The organism is Streptomyces sp. BHT-5-2 (assembly GCF_019774615.1).
Classification (GTDB): Bacteria; Actinomycetota; Actinomycetes; order Streptomycetales; family Streptomycetaceae; genus Streptomyces.
In genome coordinates this window covers 875787-896982 of sequence record NZ_CP081497.1, presented here as the reverse complement: position 1 = coordinate 896982, position 21196 = coordinate 875787, and the positions used below count along the sequence as shown (strand labels likewise).

The following is a 21196-nucleotide window of genomic DNA, read 5'->3' as shown; positions in this document are numbered from 1 at the left end:
CCTGGGCACACCGGGCCTAGTACACCGGCAACGCCAGCAGAGTCGCGTGGTTGAGGACGAAGAGGCGGTTGCCGTCGGCGGCGATGGAGCGGGGCCGGCCCCCGGAGAGGGCGTAGGTCTGGGGCCGGCCCTCTCCGGAGCGGGGGAGGCCGCTCACGCCGGTGTCCTCGCTCTCCACGATCCAGACGCCGCCGCCCTGGACGACCGGTGGCTGCCACGGTGGGGCGACGCCGGCGATCATCATCGGGTTCACCGCCTGGCTGCCGTCGGTGCGCACCGACCGCAGTGCGTCGCAGTCCAGTGCGTAGACGACCCCGCCGGCCACGGCGGGCGGGCCCCAGCCGGCCGTGCCCCGCCTGGGCGGTCGCATCGGGTCCAGGGCCCAGCGTTGGCGGCCGCCGACGACCTCCACGGCCGCCAGGGTGTTGCCACCGAGATAGACGGTTCCGCCGTCGACGGCGGGCCGGAGCGCCCCGGCGGCCTGGCCCTTGCGGACCCAGGCGCGGGCGCCGTCCTGGGCGCGGACCGCGGCCACGTCACCCGTCTCGGTGCAGAACACCAGGTGGCCGGCGCCGAGGGCCGCGACGGGGTGGCCGCCGGACAGCGGCAGCGGCGGCGGCTGGGTCCAGCGCACCCTCCCGTCGGTTCCCACGCAGCGCAGCCGGCCGTCGGTGGTCAGTAGGTAGACGGCGTGGGCGTCGGCCGCCAGCAGGGCGCCCACCTGCGCGTCCACGGTCCAACGCGGCGATCCGGTGGCGGCTACCCAGGTGCGCAGGGTGCCCTCGCCGTCGGCGGTGGCCACCAGGCGGTCCCCGATCGAGAGGTAGCCGGCGCCCGCCTTCGCGTCGCCGACCCGCCACCGCTCCCGGCCGTCGGTGACCTCGCGGGCCGCGATGCCGCCGCCAGAGGCCGCGAACACCACCACGTCGCGCACCGGCAGCGGAGCCGGTGACCCGGCGTCGGCGATGTCCTGGACGGGTCCCCACAGCGGCTTCGGGGTGCCGTCGGCGGAGCCGAGCGGCGCGATCCGCACCTGGGCGGCCGGCGGGATGTCGAAGGGGTCGGCCGGGGCGTCATCGCGGGCGAGCCACCAGACGGTGCCGCCGCCCGCCGCGGCCAGCAGCGCCCCGCCGCCGGCGGCCGCGACCAACCGGCGCCGGGTGAGGCCGGGGCCGCCGCCGGCCGCTCCGGAACCGGTGGTGGGCGTGGGGCCGGTCGGCCGCGTCGTCAGGCGGCGTGCGGCGGCTTCGCGCTGCCGGATCTCGTCCCCCAGCGGGCCGGACTTCCACAGCTTCTCGGGCCGGCCCGGTGCCGCCGCGGCCTCGGCGACCTGGCCGGGCAGCGGGCGGGCCGCCGGGTCCTTGGCGAAGCAGGGTATGAGGAGGTGGCGCAGCGCCTCGGGCACGGCTCCCAGGTCCGGTTCGCCGTGCACGACCTCGTACAGGACGGCGGTGATCTCGGCGCCGGTGTACGCCGGCCGGCCGCCCGCGGCGAAGGCGAGGACGGCGCCGAGGGAGAAGACGTCGGCCGCCGGTCCCACGCGCCGGCCGAGGACCTGTTCCGGCGCCCCGTAGCCGGGGGTGACCGGGATCTGTCCGGTGCGGGTGAGGGTCAGACCGTGTTCGGGGCGGGCGATGCCGAAGTCGATCAGGCGGGGGCCGCGCGAGGTGAGGACGACGTTGGGGGGCTTGACGTCCCGGTGGACGAGGCCGGTGGTGTGCACGTCCTGGAGCGTGCGGGCCAGGGACCGCGCCAACTCCCGTACGGCGGCGTCGCCGAGCGGGCCGAAGCGCGTGACGGCGTCGTCCAGCGTCGGGCCGGCCAGGAACTCGGTGGCGATCCACGGCCTGCCGCCCTCCAACTCGGCGGCCAGTACATGTGCCACGCCCTGGCTGGTCACGGCCTGCGCGGTGCGTGCCTCGCGGAGGAAGCGGTCGGCCAGATGCCCGTCGTGGGCGAGTTCCGGCAGCAGGACCTTCACCGCGGCGGGGCGGCCGGCGGCGTCCGCGCCGAAGTACACCTTGCCCATGCCGCCCTCGCCGAGGACGCCGTGGAGGCGGTAGGGGCCCAGGCGAAGCGGGTCTCCCTGGCCGAGGGGTTTCACGGGTGGTCGTCTCCTGGATGGGGGGTGGAGGGGCGGGTCGGTCAGGCGAGCGGGAGGGCGAGGGAACGCTTCTCCTGGCGGACGTACAGACGGCCCGCCGTGGCGTCGCCGGTGAGGACGAGGGGCGTGGCCTCGTAGGTCCACACGGCCTTGCGGGCTTGGAGGTCGACGGCGCGTACGCCCTTGTCGTCGGCGCAGTAGGCGTACCGCTTGCCGACCGCCGGTGCCACGTCCCGCAGGCTCTTCCTGCCGGACAGTCCCTTCTCCTGCCAGTTCAGGGTGCCGGAGAGGGCGTCGACGGCGATCAGTCCCCGGTCGGCCTCGGTGCAGTAGACGACGCCGTCCTGGACGATGGGGGTGCCGTACTTCCGCTCCTCCCCCGCGCTGTCGCCGACGTCCCGCTGCATGCCGAAGACCCATGCCAGCTTCCCGTCGGACAGCTGACGAGCCGTCAGGCCGTCCGAGCCCAGGTAGACGTTGTGGTCGTCGAGGACCAGGCGGGACGGCGGGGTGCCCGCGAACGTCTCGGAGAGGTCCCACAGTTGGTGGCCGTCGGCCTTGTCGTGCACGGACAGCCGGATGAACTTCGAACCCTCCGCGGGGCTGCCGCACAGCACCACCCGGGCCCCCGACACGGCGCCGCACAGTGCGGGCGGAGCGCCCTCGGTCTGCGGCCCCTCCACCGGGCTGCGCCAGCGCTCCTTGGCCGTGCCCAGATCGGCCGCGACGAGGTACCAGTGCCCGCCGGAGGCGGCCTTGGCCACCAGGTACGCGACGCCGTCGACGACGCACAGCAGCTGGTTGAGCTTCTCCTTGCCGGCGAACGCGGACAGCTCCACCAGGGGCTTGCCCAGCGAGCCGTCGGTCTGGGCGACCTCGCACACCGCCAGCGACACCGCGTCCTGGTAGCCCCGCAGGGCGTACATCCGCGTGCCGTCGCTCGCCGACCGCCAGGTCTCCTCGATGCTCGCCTGCCAGGTCGAGCTGCCCGATTCGGCGTTGATGCCGCACAGTACGATGCCCGCGCGCATGGCCAGGTTGCGGCCGACCCGCATCACCTCGCCGCCGGTGGACGGGCACCACAGGGGCGTGGACCACAGCGCCGTCGGCGGCTTCGGCCGGTCGACGGCGTCCTTCTTCGTGGTGCCGCCCCCGCCGTCGTCGGAGCCCGCGAACAGCGCCCAGCCCCCGCCGCCGAGGAGCCCGCCGCCCAGGAGGGCGCCCCCGGCCACCGTCAGCAGCCGCCGCCTGGAGACGCCCGGTGCGGCGGCCGGTTCGGTGCGCGGCGGCTCGGCGGGCGCGGGCGGCGGCAGACGGTGCGGCGGCTCGTGCCACACCTCGTCGCTGCGCCGGGATATCTCCCGCAGCACCGCGTCGGGCAGCAGCTCCGCGAAACCGCCGCGGTCCGCCGGGGCGTGTCCGGCGCCGCCCAGTGCGGTCCGCAGCTCGGTGGTGGACGGGCGCTGCGCGGGGTCCTTGGCCAGACAGCGGGTGAGCAGGGGGCGCAGCGCCACGGGGACCCGGCCCAGCTCCGGTTCGCCGAACCGTACGCGGTACAGCAGGTCGGTGGGGGCGCCGCCGCCGAACGGGCCGACGCCGGTGGCGGCGAAGACCAGCACGCCGGCCAGCGCGAACACATCGCCGGCCGCCGCGTGTTCCAGGCCCGCGGCCTGCTCCGGCGACATGAACGCGGGTGTGCCCACGGCGCTGCCCACGTTCGTGAGGTGCTCGTCGCCGAAGGCCCGGGCGATGCCGAAGTCGATGATCCGCGGGCCCCGGGCCGTCATCAGGACGTTGGACGGCTTCAGGTCGCGGTGCACCACCTCGGACCGGTGGAGCTGCTCCAGTCCGGCGGCGAGCGACGCGCCGAGGGCGCGCACGGCCGGCTCCGGCAGCGGCCCGCCCGTCTCGACGGCCATGTCCAGCGGCGGGCCGAGGACATACTCGGTCGCCAGCCACGGGGTCGGTGCCTGGGGGTCGGCGTCGACGACCGCCGCGCCGTGCTCGGAGCCGATGACGCGGGCCGCGTCCGCCTCCAGCCGGAAACGGGTCCGCAGCGTGGCGTCCCCGGCGAGGCGGGTGTGCAGCGTCTTCACCGCCACCGTGCGGCCGGCCGCCGAACGCGCCAGGTAGACGGTGCCCATGCCGCCTCCGCCGAGGCGCGCCAGGATCCGGAACGGGCCGACGGTGTGCGGATCGTCGTGCAGAAGTGGGGAGATCATGGCCTCAGCGCTCGTGGGTGGGGAGTGCGGCGGCGAGCACCTCCGCCGACTGACGGGACAACGCCTCGACGACGCGGCCGGGCAACGAGATCGGCTCGGTGGCGCCGGCCAGCCCGCCGTACGCCGCGCCGGGCAGCAACTCCGCCAGTACCCTTGCCGGTTCGGGCCGGCCCCGGGGGTCGCGCGAGCGGCATGCGGTGACGATGTCGCGCAGGCCGACGGGGACCTCGGCGCGTTCCGGCACGGTGTGACCGGTCGCCGCGTAGGCCAGCACGGCGCCCAGGGCGTAGACGTCGCCGGCCCGGTCCGCGGACCCGCCCGCCGCCAGCTCCGGAGCCAGGCAACCGGTCTCCAGGCCGACTGCCGGTGTGGCGGACGTCGCGGTTGTCTCGGACGTCTCGGTTGTCTCGGTTGTCTCGGACGTCTCGGTCAGCGGGTGCGCACGGGTTGCGCCGAAACACCCCAACAACGGCCCACAGGCGGTCAGCAGTACACCCGCCGGACACACTCCGCCGTGCACGATGCCCAGCACATGCGCCGAGGCCAGCGCCTCGGCCAGCGCACCGCCGAGCGTACGGACCAACGCCTCCGGCAGCGGTCCGCCGTATGCGGCGAGCACGGCCGGCAGCGGCAGCGCGGGCCGGTAGGGCGTGGCGGACCAGGGGAAGGCCGCCGTTCCCCCGAGCTGGGCGACCGGCCAGAACCCGGGCTGCGTCAGCCGGGCCGCCTGCTGCGCCTCGGCGGCCCACCGCGCCGGGTCGCCACCGGGCGGCGGCAGACACGCCACGACGGTGTGCCCGCCGTCGGCGCTGCGCGCCAGATAGCGGCGTTCGGGAACGCCCCGGCTGCCGTCGGCGTCCAGGCGCGCCAACGTCACAAAATCCCCGATCCGCGGTGGATCGTCCTGCCGCAGCTTCTCCACTCTTCTGTTCTCCCCGTCGGTCTCGCTACGGCCGTGAGCCTATATACGGCCCACAGGCAGCCGACACGCGGGGCCGCGTCGAGAGGGGCCGGCGGCGGCCGTCCGCCGACCCCTCGTCGGGCGCCTGTCGTCGGAATCAGAAGACGAAGGGGCCCGGGGACTGCGGCGAAGTGGCGTTGCAGGTCGCGGTGATGCCCAGCACCACCACCTGGAGCGAGGAGGCGGACAGCTGGTCGCCCGTGGCGACGGTGCCGGTGAGTGGTCCGGTGGAGACCGCGCCACCGGCCGGGATCGCCGGGTTGGAACTACCGCTGAAGACCGTCGTATCCGAGCCGTTCTTGGTCAGTGTGAGCTGGGACGAGACCGAGTTCGCCCCGATGTCGATGGGCGAAGTGATCGCCGACGTGGAGAGGTTGATGGTCGCTTGCGTTCCGCTCTGGGTGGCGGTGAGCGTGGCCGTTCCGGAGCCATAGCTCCCGCAGTCGAACGAGAGGGTCGCGGTGTCCGGTGTCACCGCGGCCGAGGCCGGCGCCATCGCGAGAGTGCCCGCGAGCGCGACGCCGACACCGACTAACGCACCCGTGCCGAGCTTGCTGTGTCTCATGGGAGACCGCCTTTGTGAGGGGATGCCAATTGAGGCACGCACCCCTGAAGAGAACAAGGCAGATGCTCCATGATTTTTGACGTGAATATGCCAAGATTCATGTCAAGTCTGCCTTCCTCCCATGATTCCCGGTCCGCTCCCGTCGGGTCCGCCCGCGCCGGGCACGTTCGGCCGATCGCGCTGGAACAACAGCGCTCAAGGCCGGGCGAGCAGCCCTGACCTTGCGCGCTTCGTGCTTCACGCTTCGCGCTTCGCGCCTCAGATCACTGTTCTCCAGTCCCTCACTGCTCTCCGGCGAGGCGTCGTTGTTCGAGGTAGATGCCGGTGAAGACGGCGACCTTGGCCCGTAGAACCCACGGGTCGAAGGGCTTGCCGATGTAGTCGACCGCGCCGGCGGCATAGCCGCGCGCCGAATGCTCGGGGTCGGTCCCCATGGCCGTCAGGAAGATGATGGGCACATCGTGGGTGCGCGGCCGCCGCTTGATGTGGGCGGCGGTTTCGTAGCCGTCCATGTCAGGCATCTGCACATCCATGATGATCACGGCGAAGTCGTCGTGGTCGAGAAGCGCCTTGAGGGCGTCGCGGCCCGAGGAGACCGCGACCAGTTCCTGGTCGAGGGTGGACAGGACGGCGGTCATGGCCAGCAGGTTGTCCGGCTGATCGTCGACGACGAGAATCCTGGGCATGGCCCGAGGCACCGCGGGGGTCACGTCTGCGGCGGCCTGCTGCACCTGCTCGACCGCCTCCAACTGCCGTTCCAGCAGGGCACAACGCGCCTCGGCCTCGTCGCGCCGCACCTGCGCCTCCTGCAACTGGGCCGACAGGCGGGCGACTTCGACCCGCAGCCGATCACGTTCGTACAACAGCTCCGTGACGTCGGGGCCGGCCGCGGCCGCCAGGCGTTCGGCTCGCTCGCGTTCCGCGCCCCATTCGGCCTCCAGCTGGTTGAGGCGCACCTCCAGGTCCGCGATGCGGTGCTTGCGGTCCAGCAAGGCGTCCCCCAGTGCGTCCCCGCGGGCGGTCGAGCGGCGTGAAACACGGTCGGCTTCGGCGAGTTGCCGTTCAAGGACTTCGACCGCGTGACGGGGTGAGGCGCCGGTTTCCACCGCCGCCCGGTGCAGTCGCCGTACCAGTTCGATGGCCTCCGGGGTGGCCGCCATGCCACGGTGTTCGGCGACATCGGTGAAGAGATCCATCACCACTTCCCATGGCGGGACGCGGGTACCGCTGAGGTAGCGGGAAAAGGTCCCGGCGTCTCGTACGCGCCGGGCCGCGTAGCGGCGCACCGACACTCCCAGGCCCTCGAACAACTCCCGCAGCGCCACGGCCAGCGCCCGGGACTCCGGCGTCAGGTTCTGCCCCAGGGGGCGCAGCTCACCCACGGACGCTGCCGCCCTTCCCCGAACGCTCCGCCCTTGAACGATCATCCATCGCACCCGCCTCCTCAACCCGCCGCAGACCGGCCGGGACGGCGCGCCCCGATTGGGCCCGCCCTGCCATGCGCCACACAATGGCGGCAGGCGAACGGGTTGCGCCGGACAACTCGCAAACCGGCAACACCCGGCGGCTGTTGCGCCATCGGTCGACATCCCGCAACGTTCGAGAGCCGCAGCTCAGGGCCGCTCCACCGGTGACGGTGTTGCGCCAACACCCCCTCATGCCCGCGGGCGCGATGTTGACGTTCGGGCCGGGGTGCAACGGTGGCGGGCGTGCCAACACCGGACTCACAGGCGCGGTGTGTAATCACACGCACACACACCGGCATTTCCACGACTGGCAGGCGCCATCCGGCCCGAGGATGCTTGAGGTGTGTTGCTGCACGACAGAGCGGGAGCGTGGACGTGAGGGCGCGGAGTGCAGGGCGCACCAGCGTCGGTCGATGGTGTCTGCACCACCTCGAACTCGTCCCCGTCATCATGCTCGTCGGAGGTGCCGTCTTCGACTACTACACCCCTCCGCATGTCAGTGGAGAAGCCCTCTACACGGCCGCGCCGATGACGGCCGCCGCGCTGCTGTCGCTACGCGCGACGATCCTGGCGGGCATCGGTGCCTGTGCCGCCGACGTCGCGCTGCTCACGCACTTCGGCATGATCGGGGACTCCGGTGGGTGGAGCGAGTTGGCGGCGGTGGTGACCGTCTCCGCCCTCGCCATCGTCGTCAACCGCCTCATGTACTACAGCTATGTGCGCCTGCAGTCCGCGCGCAGGGTCGCGCTGGCCGCACAGCGTGCGGTACTGCCGCAACCACCGGGCTCGATAGGGGCACTGCAGATCGCGGTGCGCTACCAGGCAGCGGCGAAAGAGGCGCAGATCGGCGGCGACTTGTACGGCGCACAGGAAACGCCGTACGGCATGCGCTGCCTGGTCGCCGACGTACGCGGCAAGGGCCTGGACGCGGTCAAGGTGGTGGCCGTGGCCATGGGGGCGTTCCGGGAGGCGGCGGAGGAGGAACCTTCGCTCGCCGGGGTGGCGGTCAGACTGGAACGGGCACTGCTGCGCGAAAAGGCCCGGCGGACGGGGCCCGAACGGACCGAGGGGTTCGTCACCGGCGTTCTGGTGGAGATCCCGTACGGCGACGACGAGGTGCGGCTGGTCAATCGCGGACACCCGGCGCCACTGCTGCTGCACGCCGGCCGGATCCAGAGCGTGGACCCCGCCGAGCCGGCCCTTCCTCTGGGACTGGCGGAGCCGGACGGCGAACCGGACCGGATCGACACGGTGCCCTTTCCCATGGGAGCCACGCTGCTGCTCTACACCGACGGCCTGTACGAGGCACGAAACCGCGCCGGGGACTTCTACGACCCGGCAGCGGGCCTGACCGGAGTGGCCTTCACCGGCCCGGACGCGCTGCTGGACATCCTCCTCACCGAGGTCAACCATCACACCGAGGGCCGGATCGCAGACGACATGGCACTGCTCGCAGTCACCCGAACACCGTCCGTGCCGGCGGACGAGCCTGGTGGTGGCTGAGCGGGACGATGCGACCGATGGCATCAGGGTCGGTCACCTCACCACCGGGGACGCTGGCGGAGGCGATCGTCACGCCGACCTTCGCCAGGAACGGTGCGGCGAGCGCGGCAGACAGACCGGTCGCAGCGGTTCGTCGACGGGCGGTCGTGGTGGCTGGTGATGTGGTTGGCTACGGCCTATGAGAATCAGGCGAGCGCGCTCCGGGCGGGTGAGCGGGTGCGGGGTCGAGGCGTGTCGGGGTGGGTGGCGGACGGTGGGCTGCCGCAGGACGGTGGGGTGAGGCATGACTGATCGTCGCGTGTCGTCGGAGGACGAACAGGTCTCGGCATCGAGGGCGGCACCGCCGCCGTTCGATCCCGAACTGGGCGTCGTGCTCGCGGCGTTGGGGGAGGAAGCCAGGGCGCCGATCACGCCGGACGGTCTGGCGGTCCGGCAGGAGCGGGACGCCCGGAGCCGGCCCAGGCCGACGGTCGAGCAGTTGCGTGCCGACGGCCGGTTCGAGGTGACGGAGTACCGCGTACCGGGGCCGCCGGGCGGCGGACCGGAGGTCACGCTGGTGAGCGCACGCCCCGCCGGACTCGTCGGGCCACTGCCGCTGCTCTACTACATGCACGGCGGCGCCATGATCATGGGCAACGCCTGGTCCGTGCTGCCGCGGATGCTTCGCGAGTGGGCCCTTCCGCTGGGACTGGCCGTCATCTCGGTCGAGTACCGGTTGGCGCCGCAGGCGCAGTATCCGGAGCCACTGGAGGACTGCTACGCCGGGCTCGTCTGGGCGGCCGAGCATGCGGCCGAACTGGGCATCGACGCGGACCGCGTCGTCATCGGCGGAAAGAGCGCGGGGGGTGGGCTCGCGGCGGCCCTGGCCCTGTTGGCCCGTGACCGCGGGGGGCCGAGGGCGCTGGGGCAACTGCTGCTGTGCCCGATGCTCGACGACCGCGACAGCACCTTCTCCAGTCATCAGATGACGGGACTGGGCGTGTGGGACCTCACCTCCAACGCGACGGCATGGCAGGCACTGTTGGGCGACCGCTACGGCGCCGCGGACCTGCCGTCCTACGCGGCCCCGGCTCGTGCCACGGACCTGTCCGGGCTGCCCCCGGCCTATATCGACGTCGGGTCGGCCGAGATGTTCCGGGACGAGGACGTGGCGTACGCGAACGCGATCTGGCAGGCCGGCGGCCAGGCCGAGTTGCATGTCTGGCCCGGTGCCTGTCACGGCTTCGACGGATTGGCGCCGAATGCGGCCGTCAGCCAGGACGCGCGTGAGGCCCGCACGCGCTGGCTCCGGCGGCTGCTCGCCCAGGCGGGCACCAGGCAGGGGAACGGGCACGGGAACAGGCCGGCGACCGGATAGGTCCGCGCGGCAGAGCCGATGGAGCGGCGGCTACGCCCGTTCCGCAGCGTCCCCGCCACAGGTTCGGCACCACCACGCCGCCCCGCCGGAGCCGATCCGGCGGGGCGGTGTACGTGCGGTGGCTCAGTGGCCGAGAGCCCTCAACACCGCCTGCGACATGGCACGTTCGCCGGTGGCGTTGGGGTGCAGGGGCGCGGCGGGTGAGGTGGGCAGGAGACCTTCGATCCAGGGCGACGTGGAACAGCTGTCGTGTCCCTTGGTCGGGCCGAAGGTGTCGACGTAGGCGGCGCCCGCCGCGGTGGCGGTCCTGGCCACCTTGTCGTTGAGCTCGCCGAGGACGGAGCGCAGGAAGCGGAGGTCACCGGTGGTGACGGGCATCTTGCCCAGGCACTTCTTCGGATCGTCGGGAAGCACGGCCGGGTAGCCCACGACCACCACCTTGGCCTTGGGGGCCTTGGCGGACAGCTTGCGCAGGCCGTCGGCCAGGCGGGTCGCCGCCGAGTCGAGTCGTCGGCTGAGCGTGTTGCCGTAGAAGTCGTGGCAGGGCGAGCCGAAGGGGTTGGTGAGGGAGAGGCCCGAGCAGGCGACCGCGACGTCGACGAAGCCGAGGTCGGAGGTGCCGAGTTCGTTGCCGCCGAGGGTGAGGGTGACCAGGGAGGTGTCGGGTGTGACGGCATCGAGCTGAGGGCCGTTGACGACGATCCCGACGTCGGTCTGAGACGTGGTCAGCGCGCTCACCTTGGCGCCGGCGCAGGTCTTGTCCACGTACGAGGACGGGGAGAGGGCCGCGGCGACGAGATGCCCGTAGTTGTGGTCGGAGCGCAGGCACAGTCCCGCCGACTGGGCGGGAACGCCGGCCCCGGCGGCGTAGGAGTCCCCGAGGGCCACATATGTGCCGGTACCGGTTGGGACCGGGGTTGCGGCGTGTGCGGAGGTGGGGGTGGTGGCCATGGTGAGGGCGGCGGCGAGCAGGGCGGCACCGGTCAGTACGGACGCGTACCTGCCGGTGCCTGGGGCGCGCACGGCGACGGCGCCCGGGCTGACTGTGGTGCTGGTGGTGGTGCTTGTGGTGCGCGGTGTTGCGGCTCTGGGCACGGTTCCTCCTGGGGAGGCAGCACGAGGGGACAGTTCCGCTACCTGCCGGTAACGTCCTCGTATCGTGGCGGTCAAACACCGTACGGGCCATGTTCCGACGCACAGCACCACATGGGTCTCTGTTGTCACAGGGCACAATCCGCCCCTCCCCCGCCCGACCCTTTGTAACCTGCGAACATGAGCCGCACGCCCGACGCACCCGCCGAGATCGCGCCCCTCGCGGCTTCGCTGCTGCCCCGCAGCGAGGAACTGGGCGCACGGATGGCCCGCCGCATACGTTCCGAGGTCGCGTACTACCGGGGTGACGAACACGTTCCCTTCGAGGAGTTGACGGCATCGTGCCGGCGCAACTGTGAGCATGTGCTCCGACAACTCGTCGACGGCGGTGCCGGGGACATGGCGCCCGCGCAGGAGACCGGTCGCGAACGGGCCCGCCAGGGGACCCCGTTGGCCGAGCTGCTGCATGCCTATCGCGTCGGGTCCGAGGTGTTGTGGTCGGCGATCGCCGCCGAGGCCCGCTCCGCCCAGGGCCTGACCGCCGAGGTCATCATGTCGCTGGCCGCGTGGTGGGTGAACGGCGGTCTCGCGGCATCGGCCACGGATGCGTACCGCGAGGAGGTCTCCGAACTGGTACTGCAACGCGAGCGTGAGCGTTCGGCCCTGGTCGAGGCGCTGTTCACCGGTCTGCTCACCGACCGGACGACCCTGTGGGAGGCCGCCGACGTCCTCGGCCTGCCCACCGGTGGGCCGTATGTCGTGGTGGCCGCCGAGGTGCCTGGCCCCGGCCGGGAGGCACTGCCCGGGATCGAGGCCCGCCTGCTCACCGAACGGCTGCGGTCCGCCTGGCGTCTGCTGCCGGATCTGCATGTCGGCGTGGTCGCCGTCCAGCGGCCCGCGGCCGAGGAAGCGTTGGTGCGCGTGCTGGAGCGTGCGCTCACCGTGCGGGTCGGCGTCAGCCCGACGTTCCGTGACCTGCGGGAGACCCCGAGGGCCCTTCGGCTGGCCCGCCTGGCCCTCACCGGAATGCACGGTGTGCCCACAGGCATCGCCCGCTTCGACAACAGTCCGGCCGCCCTGCTGGTGGCCGCGGCTCCGGACGAGGCCGGGCGGATCGCCAGGTCCACCCTCGACGGCGTACTGCGGCTGCCTGCCGACGAGCGGGACCGTCTGCTGGAGACCCTGGACTGCTGGTTCGCGGCGGCCGGCTCGACGGCCGGGGCGGCGGAACTCCTGTACTGCCACCGCAACACCGTCCGCTACCGGCTGCGCAGACTGGAGGACCTGACGGGGCGTTCGCTGCGCGACCCCCGTGCGGTGGCCGACCTGGCCGTGGCGCTGCACGCCTTACGGTTGACGCCCGGCGAGTAGACGGCACGGCGCGCAGTCAGGCCGGGCTGATCGCCACGCCCGCCACACACCCCTCCCTGAGGTGGAGTTCGAGGAGTGTTGCCCGGCCGGGGCCGCCGGAACGCCCGGCGGCCCCAGTCGCCCCTGCCCGTCTGCCCATCTGCCCACCGCGGTCAGGACGCCGTACCGGTCCGCGCACGCAGCCCTTCGGCGAAGGTGCGCGCCGCCGCCAGGTCGGTGGCGTCGGGTCGCCCGTTGTTGATCCCGCCGACGAGCTTGAACGGAAACCAGGTGTCCCGTGCCCGGCACGAGAAGGTGTCGTCCACCTCGAAGCCCTTCTGCCTGAGACTCCGTACCAGAGGGCGGGTGAAGGGCCGGAACGGCAGCTCGGGCAGCCCGCTGGTGGCGAAGACGAACGCCCTGCGCCCCTCCCCCTTCGGGAGCGACCGGACGAACTCGCTCAGGTTCGGATGGAACTTCTGCAGGAAGATGCCCGAGCCGAATCCCACGAGGTCGCAGGCGGCCAGTTCCGCCGCATCGGCCTGTTCCGGCGCGACGACCGGGGCCTCCAGCACCTGCCCCATGACGTCGGCGACCCTCCTGGTGTTGCCATGAGACACGGACGTGCAGACGATGATGGCCTTCATGATGATGCTCCCTTCACTTCCACGATCCATTTGCGCGATCCACCGACGCGGTCCACTTGCGTGATCCACCGGGCGAGTTCAGTGCGGTTCCGGTCCGGCAGGGTCGGGTCATGATCTCGCCTTCCCTCTCCCAACGGAACGCACTTCGCTCATCGGGACACGGCCGCGGCCGGAGCCGACTCGGGCTCCCTCGACTCCCCCGGCCCCCTCGATTCGTTCGAGGTCGGCCCCGACAGCCATCGATAGGCGCGCGGGAACCGCATCGAGCCGACGGTGAGACGGCACACCCACTCCTTGACCACCGCCGCCACCCGCCCGGACAGCGCGAAGTCCCGAGGGGTGTCGTCGCGATCCGTGGCCTGGGCGAACCCGTCCCGCCGCCCCAGACTGATGCCCTGCCCCACCATGCCGATCGACAGCGGTGCCGGTCGCTCGCCCCGTATCAACGCGAGCACCGTGTCGGCACCGTGGGCGCCCATGGGCAGCGCTGCCTGGCAGCTCATCCGCAGATGAGCCCCGACCTGCCGAGGCGGTGCAACGGCGTCACCGACGCCCACGATCCGCCGGTTCCCCACGCTCACCAGGGCCTCATCGGTGCGCAGACGCCCATCGGAGGCCACCGGAAGGCCACTGTGCCGCGCCAGCTCCGGCACATCGAACGAGCCGGCCCACACCGTGCAGTCACTGGCCAGCCGGCCCGCGTCCGTCTCGACCCCGTCCGGGCGGACGGCCACGGCCCGCAGTCCGGTGCGCAGCACCACCCCGGCGGCCACGAGCTTGCGCTCCACGGTCGACCGGCTGGACGCGGGCAGCCAGGCGGCAACCGACGGCGCAACCAACTCCACCCGCAGCGCGGGGTACCGACGGGCGATCTCGGCGGACGTCTCGATTCCGGTGAGTCCACCGCCGATCACCACCACGCGAGCCCCTGCGGACAGACACCGCAGCCGCGTGCGCAGCGCCTCGGCGCCGTCGAGGTCGGCAACGCCCCACGCATGCCCTGCTCCGGGCAGACCACGGCCGACCGTACTGCCCACCGCGTACACCAGATAGTCGAAGTCGAGCGCACCACCGTCATCGAGCTGCACCGACCGCTCGGCGATCGAGTCCACCGTAGCCACCCGCAGCCCCACATCGCGGTGCAGCAGCCCGCTCAACGGCCGTACCGCACTCGACACCCCCGCCGCGTGCTCGTGCAACCGGACGCGTTCCACGAAGTCCGGGCGGGGATTGACCATCGTGACGCGCAGCTGCGACCGCCCCGCGGCCGCCAGTCGATTCGCGGCCATCACACCCGCATATCCCGCGCCGACCACCACTACCCGTGCCAACACGACCGCCTCCTGACCGAACGACGACTTCACGCCCTGAGGACCCCGCAGCGGCCCCGACTGTGACAGCGAGGCGACGTGACGCCAGTCACATCACGGCGTCGGCGGGTGCGGTGGGTTCGGCGGGGCCCGGCCCGCCGCCCGGCAGGAGGCGTCGGCACAGGCGGGTGAAGGCGTTGGGGGCGGGCAGGTGCGGGAGGAACTCCTTGATCTGCTGAGCACATTCGCGCGGGCCGGCCGCGCCCGTGTCGCACTCCAGGTCGTAGTCGCCGTGACTGTGCACCAGGCCGTACTGGTACGCGGCAAGGCCCGGCGGACGATCGCCCCGGGCCCGCTCACGGCGGGCCAGTTCGTCCGGCGGACAGTGCACACCGACGAACAGCACCTCCTCCGGCGGCAGCACGGTCAGGCAGTCGAGCAGCCGCCAGGGTTCGCTCAGCACATGGTCGACGACGATGTCGTTACCCACCTCGGCCATCGCCGCGATCGAACGGTGGAAGCCCATCCTGGTCCGTCGCAGCGCGGCGTCGAGCTCCGCCCCGTCCAGGTCCCGCCGGGTGCGCATCGCGCCGAATCCGTCGACCGCCATATGGAAGTAGACACCATCGTCCAGGATGTCCAGGAGCTCCCGGGCGATGCTCGACTTGCCTGAACTGGAAGTGCCGTTGAGGAAGATGATCCGGCCAGATGTCATGGCGGCATGATCACATGCCCGCCGCCCCGCCCAGGCCGCCGGGGCGCAGCACGCCAACCACCATCACAAGTGACGCATATCACGTCCGATTTGCCGGATTACCGGGGCGCCCCGCCCCGCCATGATGCCTGTCTCCACGAAGCAACTCTGCGACCGGAACGAGGCACACAGGTGGACGACAGGCAAGACCAGACACAACACTCAGCGCAGGACGACGGGCGAGAGGACGGACAAGGCGGCGGACGGGTCGACAGGCAAAGCGTCGGCTCATGGCGGGAGCTGAGGAGCCATGCCGGCACGGCCGCGGTGTTGGCCGGGGGCGTGCTCATCGGCGCGGTCAACATCTACCTGGCCGCGAGTCTGCTGCCGACGACGGTCGCCGACATCGGCGGTGAACGCCTCTACGCCTGGAACATGACGGTTTTCCTGACCGCCCAGGTCGTGGCGACCATGCTCGTGAACCAAATCCTTTCCCGTCGCGGCAACATCGGCTCCTACCTGCTCGGCTTCGGTGTCTTCGCGCTCGGCTCGGTGGTCTGCGCGGCCACTCCGAACATGCCGGTGCTGTTGGTCGGCCGCGCCGGCCAGGGACTGGGAGCGGGGTTGCTGACCGGACTGGGCTTCACCCTGATCTACTCGGCACTGCCACGCCGTCTATGGGTACGGGGCAGCGCGTTGGTCTCCGCCATGTTCGGCCTCGGCAACTTCGTCGGCCCGGCGCTCGGCGGCCTCTTCGCCCAGTTCGGCTCCTGGCGCCTGGCGTTCGTGGCCCTGGCCCTCACCTCGGTGCTGATGGGTGCGTTCGTCCCCCGGGTACTCCCCACCAGCGACAGAACCGGGACGGGAGCAGAAGCAGGCACCCCGCTTGGTTCCCTGCTGCCGATCATCGGTGCCGCAGGTGCCGTGAGCATCGCCGGTATCGTCTCCGACACCCCGACGATGATGATGCTCCTCGGCCTGGCGCTCGCCTCGATCCTGGTCTTCGTGGTGACGGAGAAACGCAGCCGCGTCCGAGTCCTGCCCCGCTCGACCTACCAGCCCGGCTCCGCGTTGCGATGGGTCTACTCGACCATCGTGTGCCTCGCGGCGGGCGTTGCCGTGGAGACCTTCCTGCCCCTGTTCGGCCAGCGTCTGGGCGGACTCCCGCCGATCACCGCCGGATTCTTCGGAGCGGCACTGTCGCTCGGCTGGTCGTCAAGTCAGATCGCGAGCTCCTCGGCACGCAGGGAGCGGACGGCCCGATGGCTACGAGTGGCCGGTCCTGCCCTCCTGGCAACCGGACTGGCCGTGCTCGCCCTGATGCAGCGCCACGACGCACCACGGTCTCTGGTCCTCGCATGGCTGCCCGTTCTTCTGCTCGCCGGCGCGGGCATCGGACTGGCCATGCCCCATCTGTCCGTTGCCGCGATGACCGGCACGCCGGACAAGGAGGAAGGCGCGAAGGCCGCCGCGGCGATCGCGACGGTGCTCACGCTGTCGACCGCCTGCGGTGCGGCGGTCGCCGGCCTCCTCGTCAGCCTCGGCGGCCCGTCGACTGTCGACTCCGCGCGCTGCCTGCTGCTCGGCTTCGCCGCCGTCTCCGCCCTCGGTACGCTCACCGCGCTCCGCGCCGACCGCCTCGCCCGACGGACCGAACCACGCCCCGAGTCCGGGCCGGCCTCCAAGGCCGGACCCAACTCCGCATCCGGGTCCAACGCCGAATCCGGGTCACGCTCCGAGTCGGTGTCCGCGTACGGTTCCACGTCCGAAGGTCCGCGTGGAATCCGCGTTGAGGACGTGAGCGAAGGGCGGCGGTAGTCGAGGGACAGCGGGTACGGCAGGGCCGGCCGACGACGCCCGGTCGGTCGGCCGGCCCGGTCCCGCTCCATGCGTTCCTCGCGCGCACCGGCACATCAGCCGGCGAACACGTCAGCCAAGGCCGTCCATCATCGATCCGCGGCTGCCCTGGTCCCCCTTGGGACCGCCCATCATCGATCCGTGACCGCCCTTGCCGCCCTTGTCGTCACCCTGGCCTCCGCGGTCATGGTCGAGGAGCCCGTTGCCCACCGCGCCCATGCCGTCGATGCCCCCCATGGAGTCGTCATCATGGCCGTCCTTGGGCTGCTGCACGGGGTTGGGCGCGTCGGCGTGGGCGGGGGCGGCCGTTACGGCGAGCCCCACCGCGGGGAGCGCGGCGAGTACCGCGGCCGCGGCGATACGAGACGGATGGAAGTTGAACACCTGGTTTTCCCTTCGTCGTCAGCGGTGACAGTGGAAGCCTGTCCACCTGTGACCATGGTTTTCGGTGCCAGGCGCCAAATCACCTGATGAGCCGTCACCCCACCGCTGTCCCAGGCTCCGGTGGCCACGTGTCGTGACCGCAACGACGCGTTCGAGTGAGCGGGCGCGCCTCAGCCGATGGGAACGTCCTCGGGCTCCAGCACTGCCTTGGCGGAGTGGCGGATGCGGGAGCGCAGCCACTGGTGGGCCGGATCCGCGTCGTCGCGTGGGTGCCAGGCCATGGACAGTTGCAGCGGCGGCAGGGGCATGGGCAGTTCCCTGGCGACCAGGCCGAGGGTGCGCACATTGGTGCGGTACTGACGCCAGGGGAAGAGGCCGACCACATCGTGCCGATTGGCCAGCATCAGCAGCGTGGCGGCGAACGTCGGCGCGACGACTGCGGCGTGGCGGCCCAGTCCCCGTACGGCCAGGGCGTCGTCCACCGGCCCGCTCAGCCGGCCACGGCGGGAGGTGACGATGTGCCTGGCGGCGGCCACCCGCTCGGCGGTGAGTTCGCCCCCGGCCAAGGGGTGGTCGGGGCGCATGACCATGACGGTGTGGTCGGTGGCGAGGAGTTCGGTATGGACCTCGGGGGCGAGCGGGCCCAGGACTCCCATCTGGAGGTCGATGCTGCCGTCCCGCAGCCCGGCATGATCGCCCGGCGGTTCGGCCAGGAACCGCAACGTCACCTTGGGCGCCTGTTGTTCGACGCAGGTGAGCAGGTGGTCTCCGACGGAGGTGACCATGGCGTCGTTGGCGGAGATCGTGAAGGTGCGGGTGAGCGAGCCGGGGTCCGGTTCGCCGGCCGGGGCGAGCACCGCGCGGGTGCGTTGCACCAGTGCGCGCACTTCGCTGCGCATGGCCACCGCACGGGGCGTGGGCTGCATGGTGTGACCTGCCCGCACCAGGACCGGGTCTTCGACGACCTTGCGTATCCGCCCCAGGGTCCGGCTCATCGCCGGCTCGGACATCGCCAGCCGGTCGGCGGCCGCGGTGACCGAACACTCCTCCAGCAGTACGTCTAGGGCGACGAGCAGATTGAAATCCAGCTTCGTATGCACGGGATGCATTTTATGTATCACTCCCATGCATTTGAAGTTAACTGGGCTCGTTCCTACGGTCGTTGGCGCACCTTTCGAGAAGGGAAGGACCATGACTGTCGACAGCGCAGCAGCAGGTGACGTCGCCACCGAGGATCGTCCGGGCGAAGGTCGTTCGCAGCATCGGCCCGGCCGGTCCCCACGCCCCGTGGCACGCGGGCGAACGGTTCCGCGCCTCATGAACGCCGCCGTCATCGCGATCCAGGCAATGGTCTCCGGCGTCAATCTGGCCGTTCCCCAGCTGTCCGGGAGCGGCCTGCACCCGTCGGCGACACAGCTGGTGTGGATCGTCGACAGCTATCTGCTGGTCTTCGCCGGACTCCTCATCCCGGCGGGGGCGTTGGGCGACCGCCTGGGGCGAAAGCCGGTCCTCATCGGCGGTCTCGTCCTGTTCGCCGCCGGCTGCCTGGGCTGCGCGCTCTCCCCGAACGTCACCATGCTGATCGTCGGACGGGCCGTCGCGGGACTGGGCGCGGCGCTGGTCATGCCCGCCACGCTCGCCCTCTCGTTGGCGGTGACACCGCCCGGCGAGCGCGGCAAGGCAGTGGGGGCCTGGTCCGGCGCGACCGGACTGGGCGGCATGGTCGGCAACCTCCTCGCCGGCACCACCCTGCAGTTCTTCTCCTGGCCGGTGTTCTTCACGCTCTTCGTCCCGGCCGCCGCCGTGCTCGCCGGGCTGGCCGGCCGCTGGGTCCCGCCCACCGAACGCCACTCGGCACCCTCCGATGTGCCAGGCACCATGCTGCTGGTCGCCACCCTCACCACCCTGCTCTTCGGCCTGATCGAAGGCCGGGAACTGGGCTGGACATCGGCATCCGTCCTGACGGCGTTCGCCGCGACCGTCGTCTTCGGCGTGCTGTTCGTCCGGCACTCCCTGCGCAGCGACCACCCCCTGATCGACCTGCGGCTGCTGGCCAGACCTGCGATCGGCTCCGGCGCGCTGGGAGTCGCGGCCGCCTTCCTCGGGATGTTCAGCCTCTTCTTCCTCAACGCCCAGTACCTGCACTACGCCAAGGGCTTCAGCGCCGTGGAGGCGGGCCTGGCCGTCCTTCCGCAGGGCCTGTGCATGAAACTGGTCTCGCCCCGCGCCGCCCGGCTCGCCGCCCGGTGGGGCACGCACCGGGTGGTGGCCACCGGCATGGTACTGATCGTGACCGGGTTGGCGCTGCTCTCCCTGGCGACCTCCGCGACGCCGTACCGGCTGTACGCGCTCGATCTGTTGATCATGGCCACCGGCATGGGACTGGCCACCCCACCCCTCTCGGGCGGCATCGTCGCCTCCCTGCCCGGGGCCCAAAGCGGTCTGGGATCCGCGCTGAACAGCACCGCCCGGGAGATCGGCAGCGCCATCGGCATCGCCGTCGTCGCCACCGTCGTCACCACCCAGTTCCTCGCCCATCTGCCGTCGACCGTCGCCCGCAGCACGCACTCGACCGCGGAGGCGATGACCGCCGCAAGTCACCTGACTCCCATTCAACACGCCTCAGTGGTAAGAGGTTTCACCGAAGCCATGGCCGCCGGGTACCGCACCGTCGCCGTCCTGGTCGCCCTCGCCGCCGTGACGGTACTCGTCTGGCGCCGCCACGGCGCCCGCACGGAGACCGCCCTCCCGGCCCGCCGGCACCGCCCCACTGCCTGACCGACCCGCCAGGCACCCTCCTGACCTGCCACGTTACGGTGTCGGAGTCCTGACCCCGCTCACTGGTTGCCCCGGAGACCGTTACATGCCCGCACGAACCGTCCTGATCCTGCAACACGTCGAGGTCGAGAAGCCCGGCATGATCCTCGACGCGTTGGACGGCAGTGGCCTCGACGTCGAAATCCGCAACCTGATCGACCTCCCGGCCGCCTCGGACGACGACCTTCCTCCGGTTTCCGACCTGGCGGGTCTGGTCGTGATGGGCGGACCCATGAACGCCGACGACCTGGCGGGCCATCCGGCCCTGAAGGTGGAGCGGAACCTCCTGGCCGACGCGCTGCGGCACGAAGTGCCGACGCTAGGCGTGTGTCTGGGAGCCCAACTTCTCGCCCGCGCCCAGGGATTGGCGGTGCGGCCTGGTAGCGAACTCGGTCGGAGCAGCGAGATCGGCTGGGCACCGCTGCGCGACGTGGACCGCGACGATCCCGTCGTCGGCCCGCTGGCGGACGCCCCCGCGGTACTCCACTGGCACGGCGACCGCATCGTTCCCGCCCCCGGCACCCGCGTACTGGCCCGTACCGACACCACCGAGTGCCAGGCGTTCCGGGCCGGGCCGGTCGCCTGGGGCCTCCAGTTCCACCTGGAGGTCACCCCGGACCTCCTCGACGACTGGCTCGGTGAAGCCGCCTTCACCGCCGAGGCGGCAGAAGCTCTCGGTTCCCAGGCCGTCGACACGCTACGGGCCGATGCCCGAGCCGCGGCCCCGGCCCTGCGCCCGCTGGCCGAGCAGAGTCTGTCCCACCTCCGGGCCCTCTTCCGGGCACACGCCGATCGCTAGACCGGGCGCCTGGTCGACGAAGGGACCGGCCACGGCAGGGGCCTGAGCTTCGGAGGGGGCCTGGGCTT

Annotated in this window: 17 protein-coding genes; 6 read left to right on the top strand and 11 right to left on the bottom strand. The window is 71.8% G+C overall.

The annotated features are described in order from the left end of the window. Positions 1-16: 16 nt before the first annotated feature. From K2224_RS31895 to K2224_RS31875, 5 genes are all read right to left on the bottom strand, one after another. On the bottom strand, positions 17-2104 hold the full coding sequence (locus K2224_RS31895) for a serine/threonine-protein kinase (protein WP_221910658.1): 2088 nt from the start codon (positions 2102-2104) through the stop codon (positions 17-19). A gap of 41 nt (positions 2105-2145) precedes the next feature. Beyond that, on the bottom strand, positions 2146-4326 hold the full coding sequence (locus K2224_RS31890; RefSeq protein ID WP_221910657.1) for a protein kinase domain-containing protein: 2181 nt from the start codon (positions 4324-4326) through the stop codon (positions 2146-2148). Between the two features lie 4 nt (positions 4327-4330). Beyond that, positions 4331-5248, bottom strand: a complete 918-nt coding sequence (locus tag K2224_RS31885) for a serine/threonine protein kinase (RefSeq protein ID WP_221910656.1) — start codon at positions 5246-5248, stop codon at positions 4331-4333. A gap of 136 nt (positions 5249-5384) precedes the next feature. Then, positions 5385-5852: a hypothetical protein gene (locus tag K2224_RS31880; protein ID WP_221910655.1), complete on the bottom strand. Its 468-nt coding sequence runs from the start codon at positions 5850-5852 to the stop codon at positions 5385-5387. A 281-nt stretch (positions 5853-6133) separates the two neighbouring features. Continuing rightward, complete coding sequence (locus K2224_RS31875) at positions 6134-7234, bottom strand: PleD family two-component system response regulator (RefSeq protein WP_221910654.1); 1101 nt, start codon at positions 7232-7234, stop codon at positions 6134-6136. A 459-nt stretch (positions 7235-7693) separates the two neighbouring features. Between K2224_RS31875 and K2224_RS31870 the strand changes: the two genes are divergently transcribed. Both K2224_RS31870 and K2224_RS31865 read left to right on the top strand, forming a co-directional pair. Then, positions 7694-8821, top strand: a complete 1128-nt coding sequence (locus K2224_RS31870; RefSeq protein ID WP_221910653.1) for a PP2C family protein-serine/threonine phosphatase — start codon at positions 7694-7696, stop codon at positions 8819-8821. A 283-nt stretch (positions 8822-9104) separates the two neighbouring features. Beyond that, positions 9105-10178: an alpha/beta hydrolase gene (locus K2224_RS31865; protein WP_221910652.1), complete on the top strand. Its 1074-nt coding sequence runs from the start codon at positions 9105-9107 to the stop codon at positions 10176-10178. A 123-nt stretch (positions 10179-10301) separates the two neighbouring features. On the opposite strand, the gene K2224_RS31860 is transcribed toward K2224_RS31865, so the two are convergent. Continuing rightward, a complete protein-coding gene (locus tag K2224_RS31860; RefSeq protein ID WP_260693597.1) occupies positions 10302-11273 on the bottom strand; it encodes an SGNH/GDSL hydrolase family protein in 972 nt (323 codons plus the stop codon). A 177-nt stretch (positions 11274-11450) separates the two neighbouring features. On the opposite strand from K2224_RS31860, the gene K2224_RS31855 reads away from it, so the two are divergent. After that, positions 11451-12641, top strand: coding sequence for a helix-turn-helix domain-containing protein (locus K2224_RS31855; protein WP_221910651.1), 1191 nt, complete (start codon positions 11451-11453; stop codon positions 12639-12641). Between the two features lie 152 nt (positions 12642-12793). On the opposite strand, the gene K2224_RS31850 is transcribed toward K2224_RS31855, so the two are convergent. The 3 genes from K2224_RS31850 to K2224_RS31840 form a co-directional block, all read right to left on the bottom strand. Next, positions 12794-13267, bottom strand: coding sequence for a flavodoxin family protein (locus K2224_RS31850; RefSeq protein WP_221910650.1), 474 nt, complete (start codon positions 13265-13267; stop codon positions 12794-12796). A gap of 149 nt (positions 13268-13416) precedes the next feature. Then, positions 13417-14601 (bottom strand): NAD(P)/FAD-dependent oxidoreductase, encoded by a 1185-nt coding sequence (locus K2224_RS31845; protein WP_260693596.1) that lies wholly within the window; start codon positions 14599-14601, stop codon positions 13417-13419. A gap of 85 nt (positions 14602-14686) precedes the next feature. Continuing rightward, a complete protein-coding gene (locus tag K2224_RS31840; RefSeq protein ID WP_221910648.1) occupies positions 14687-15292 on the bottom strand; it encodes a chloramphenicol phosphotransferase CPT family protein in 606 nt (201 codons plus the stop codon). Between the two features lie 306 nt (positions 15293-15598). Between K2224_RS31840 and K2224_RS31835 the strand changes: the two genes are divergently transcribed. After that, positions 15599-17089: an MFS transporter gene (locus tag K2224_RS31835; protein WP_399021264.1), complete on the top strand. Its 1491-nt coding sequence runs from the start codon at positions 15599-15601 to the stop codon at positions 17087-17089. 111 nt (positions 17090-17200) lie between these two features. On the opposite strand, the gene K2224_RS31830 is transcribed toward K2224_RS31835, so the two are convergent. Beyond that, on the bottom strand, positions 17201-17512 hold the full coding sequence (locus K2224_RS31830; RefSeq protein WP_221910646.1) for a hypothetical protein: 312 nt from the start codon (positions 17510-17512) through the stop codon (positions 17201-17203). A gap of 170 nt (positions 17513-17682) precedes the next feature. Further along, positions 17683-18621: a LysR family transcriptional regulator gene (locus tag K2224_RS31825; RefSeq protein WP_221910645.1), complete on the bottom strand. Its 939-nt coding sequence runs from the start codon at positions 18619-18621 to the stop codon at positions 17683-17685. A 208-nt stretch (positions 18622-18829) separates the two neighbouring features. On the opposite strand from K2224_RS31825, the gene K2224_RS31820 reads away from it, so the two are divergent. Then, positions 18830-20290, top strand: coding sequence for an MFS transporter (locus K2224_RS31820; RefSeq protein WP_221910644.1), 1461 nt, complete (start codon positions 18830-18832; stop codon positions 20288-20290). Positions 20291-20375: 85 nt separating this feature from the next. Then, positions 20376-21128: a type 1 glutamine amidotransferase gene (locus K2224_RS31815; protein ID WP_221910643.1), complete on the top strand. Its 753-nt coding sequence runs from the start codon at positions 20376-20378 to the stop codon at positions 21126-21128. Positions 21129-21196: the final 68 nt, after the last annotated feature.

Coding starts and splice junctions, on each gene's coding strand:
- K2224_RS31890 (WP_221910657.1), bottom strand. CDS start 4,326: ATGATCTCCCCACTTCTGCACGACGATCCGCACACCGTCGGCCCGTTC.
- K2224_RS31880 (WP_221910655.1), bottom strand. CDS start 5,852: ATGAGACACAGCAAGCTCGGCACGGGTGCGTTAGTCGGTGTCGGCGTC.
- K2224_RS31865 (WP_221910652.1), top strand. CDS start 9,105: ATGACTGATCGTCGCGTGTCGTCGGAGGACGAACAGGTCTCGGCATCG.
- K2224_RS31855 (WP_221910651.1), top strand. CDS start 11,451: ATGAGCCGCACGCCCGACGCACCCGCCGAGATCGCGCCCCTCGCGGCT.
- K2224_RS31850 (WP_221910650.1), bottom strand. CDS start 13,267: ATGAAGGCCATCATCGTCTGCACGTCCGTGTCTCATGGCAACACCAGG.
- K2224_RS31840 (WP_221910648.1), bottom strand. CDS start 15,292: ATGACATCTGGCCGGATCATCTTCCTCAACGGCACTTCCAGTTCAGGC.
- K2224_RS31825 (WP_221910645.1), bottom strand. CDS start 18,621: ATGCATCCCGTGCATACGAAGCTGGATTTCAATCTGCTCGTCGCCCTA.
- K2224_RS31820 (WP_221910644.1), top strand. CDS start 18,830: ATGAACGCCGCCGTCATCGCGATCCAGGCAATGGTCTCCGGCGTCAAT.
- K2224_RS31815 (WP_221910643.1), top strand. CDS start 20,376: ATGCCCGCACGAACCGTCCTGATCCTGCAACACGTCGAGGTCGAGAAG.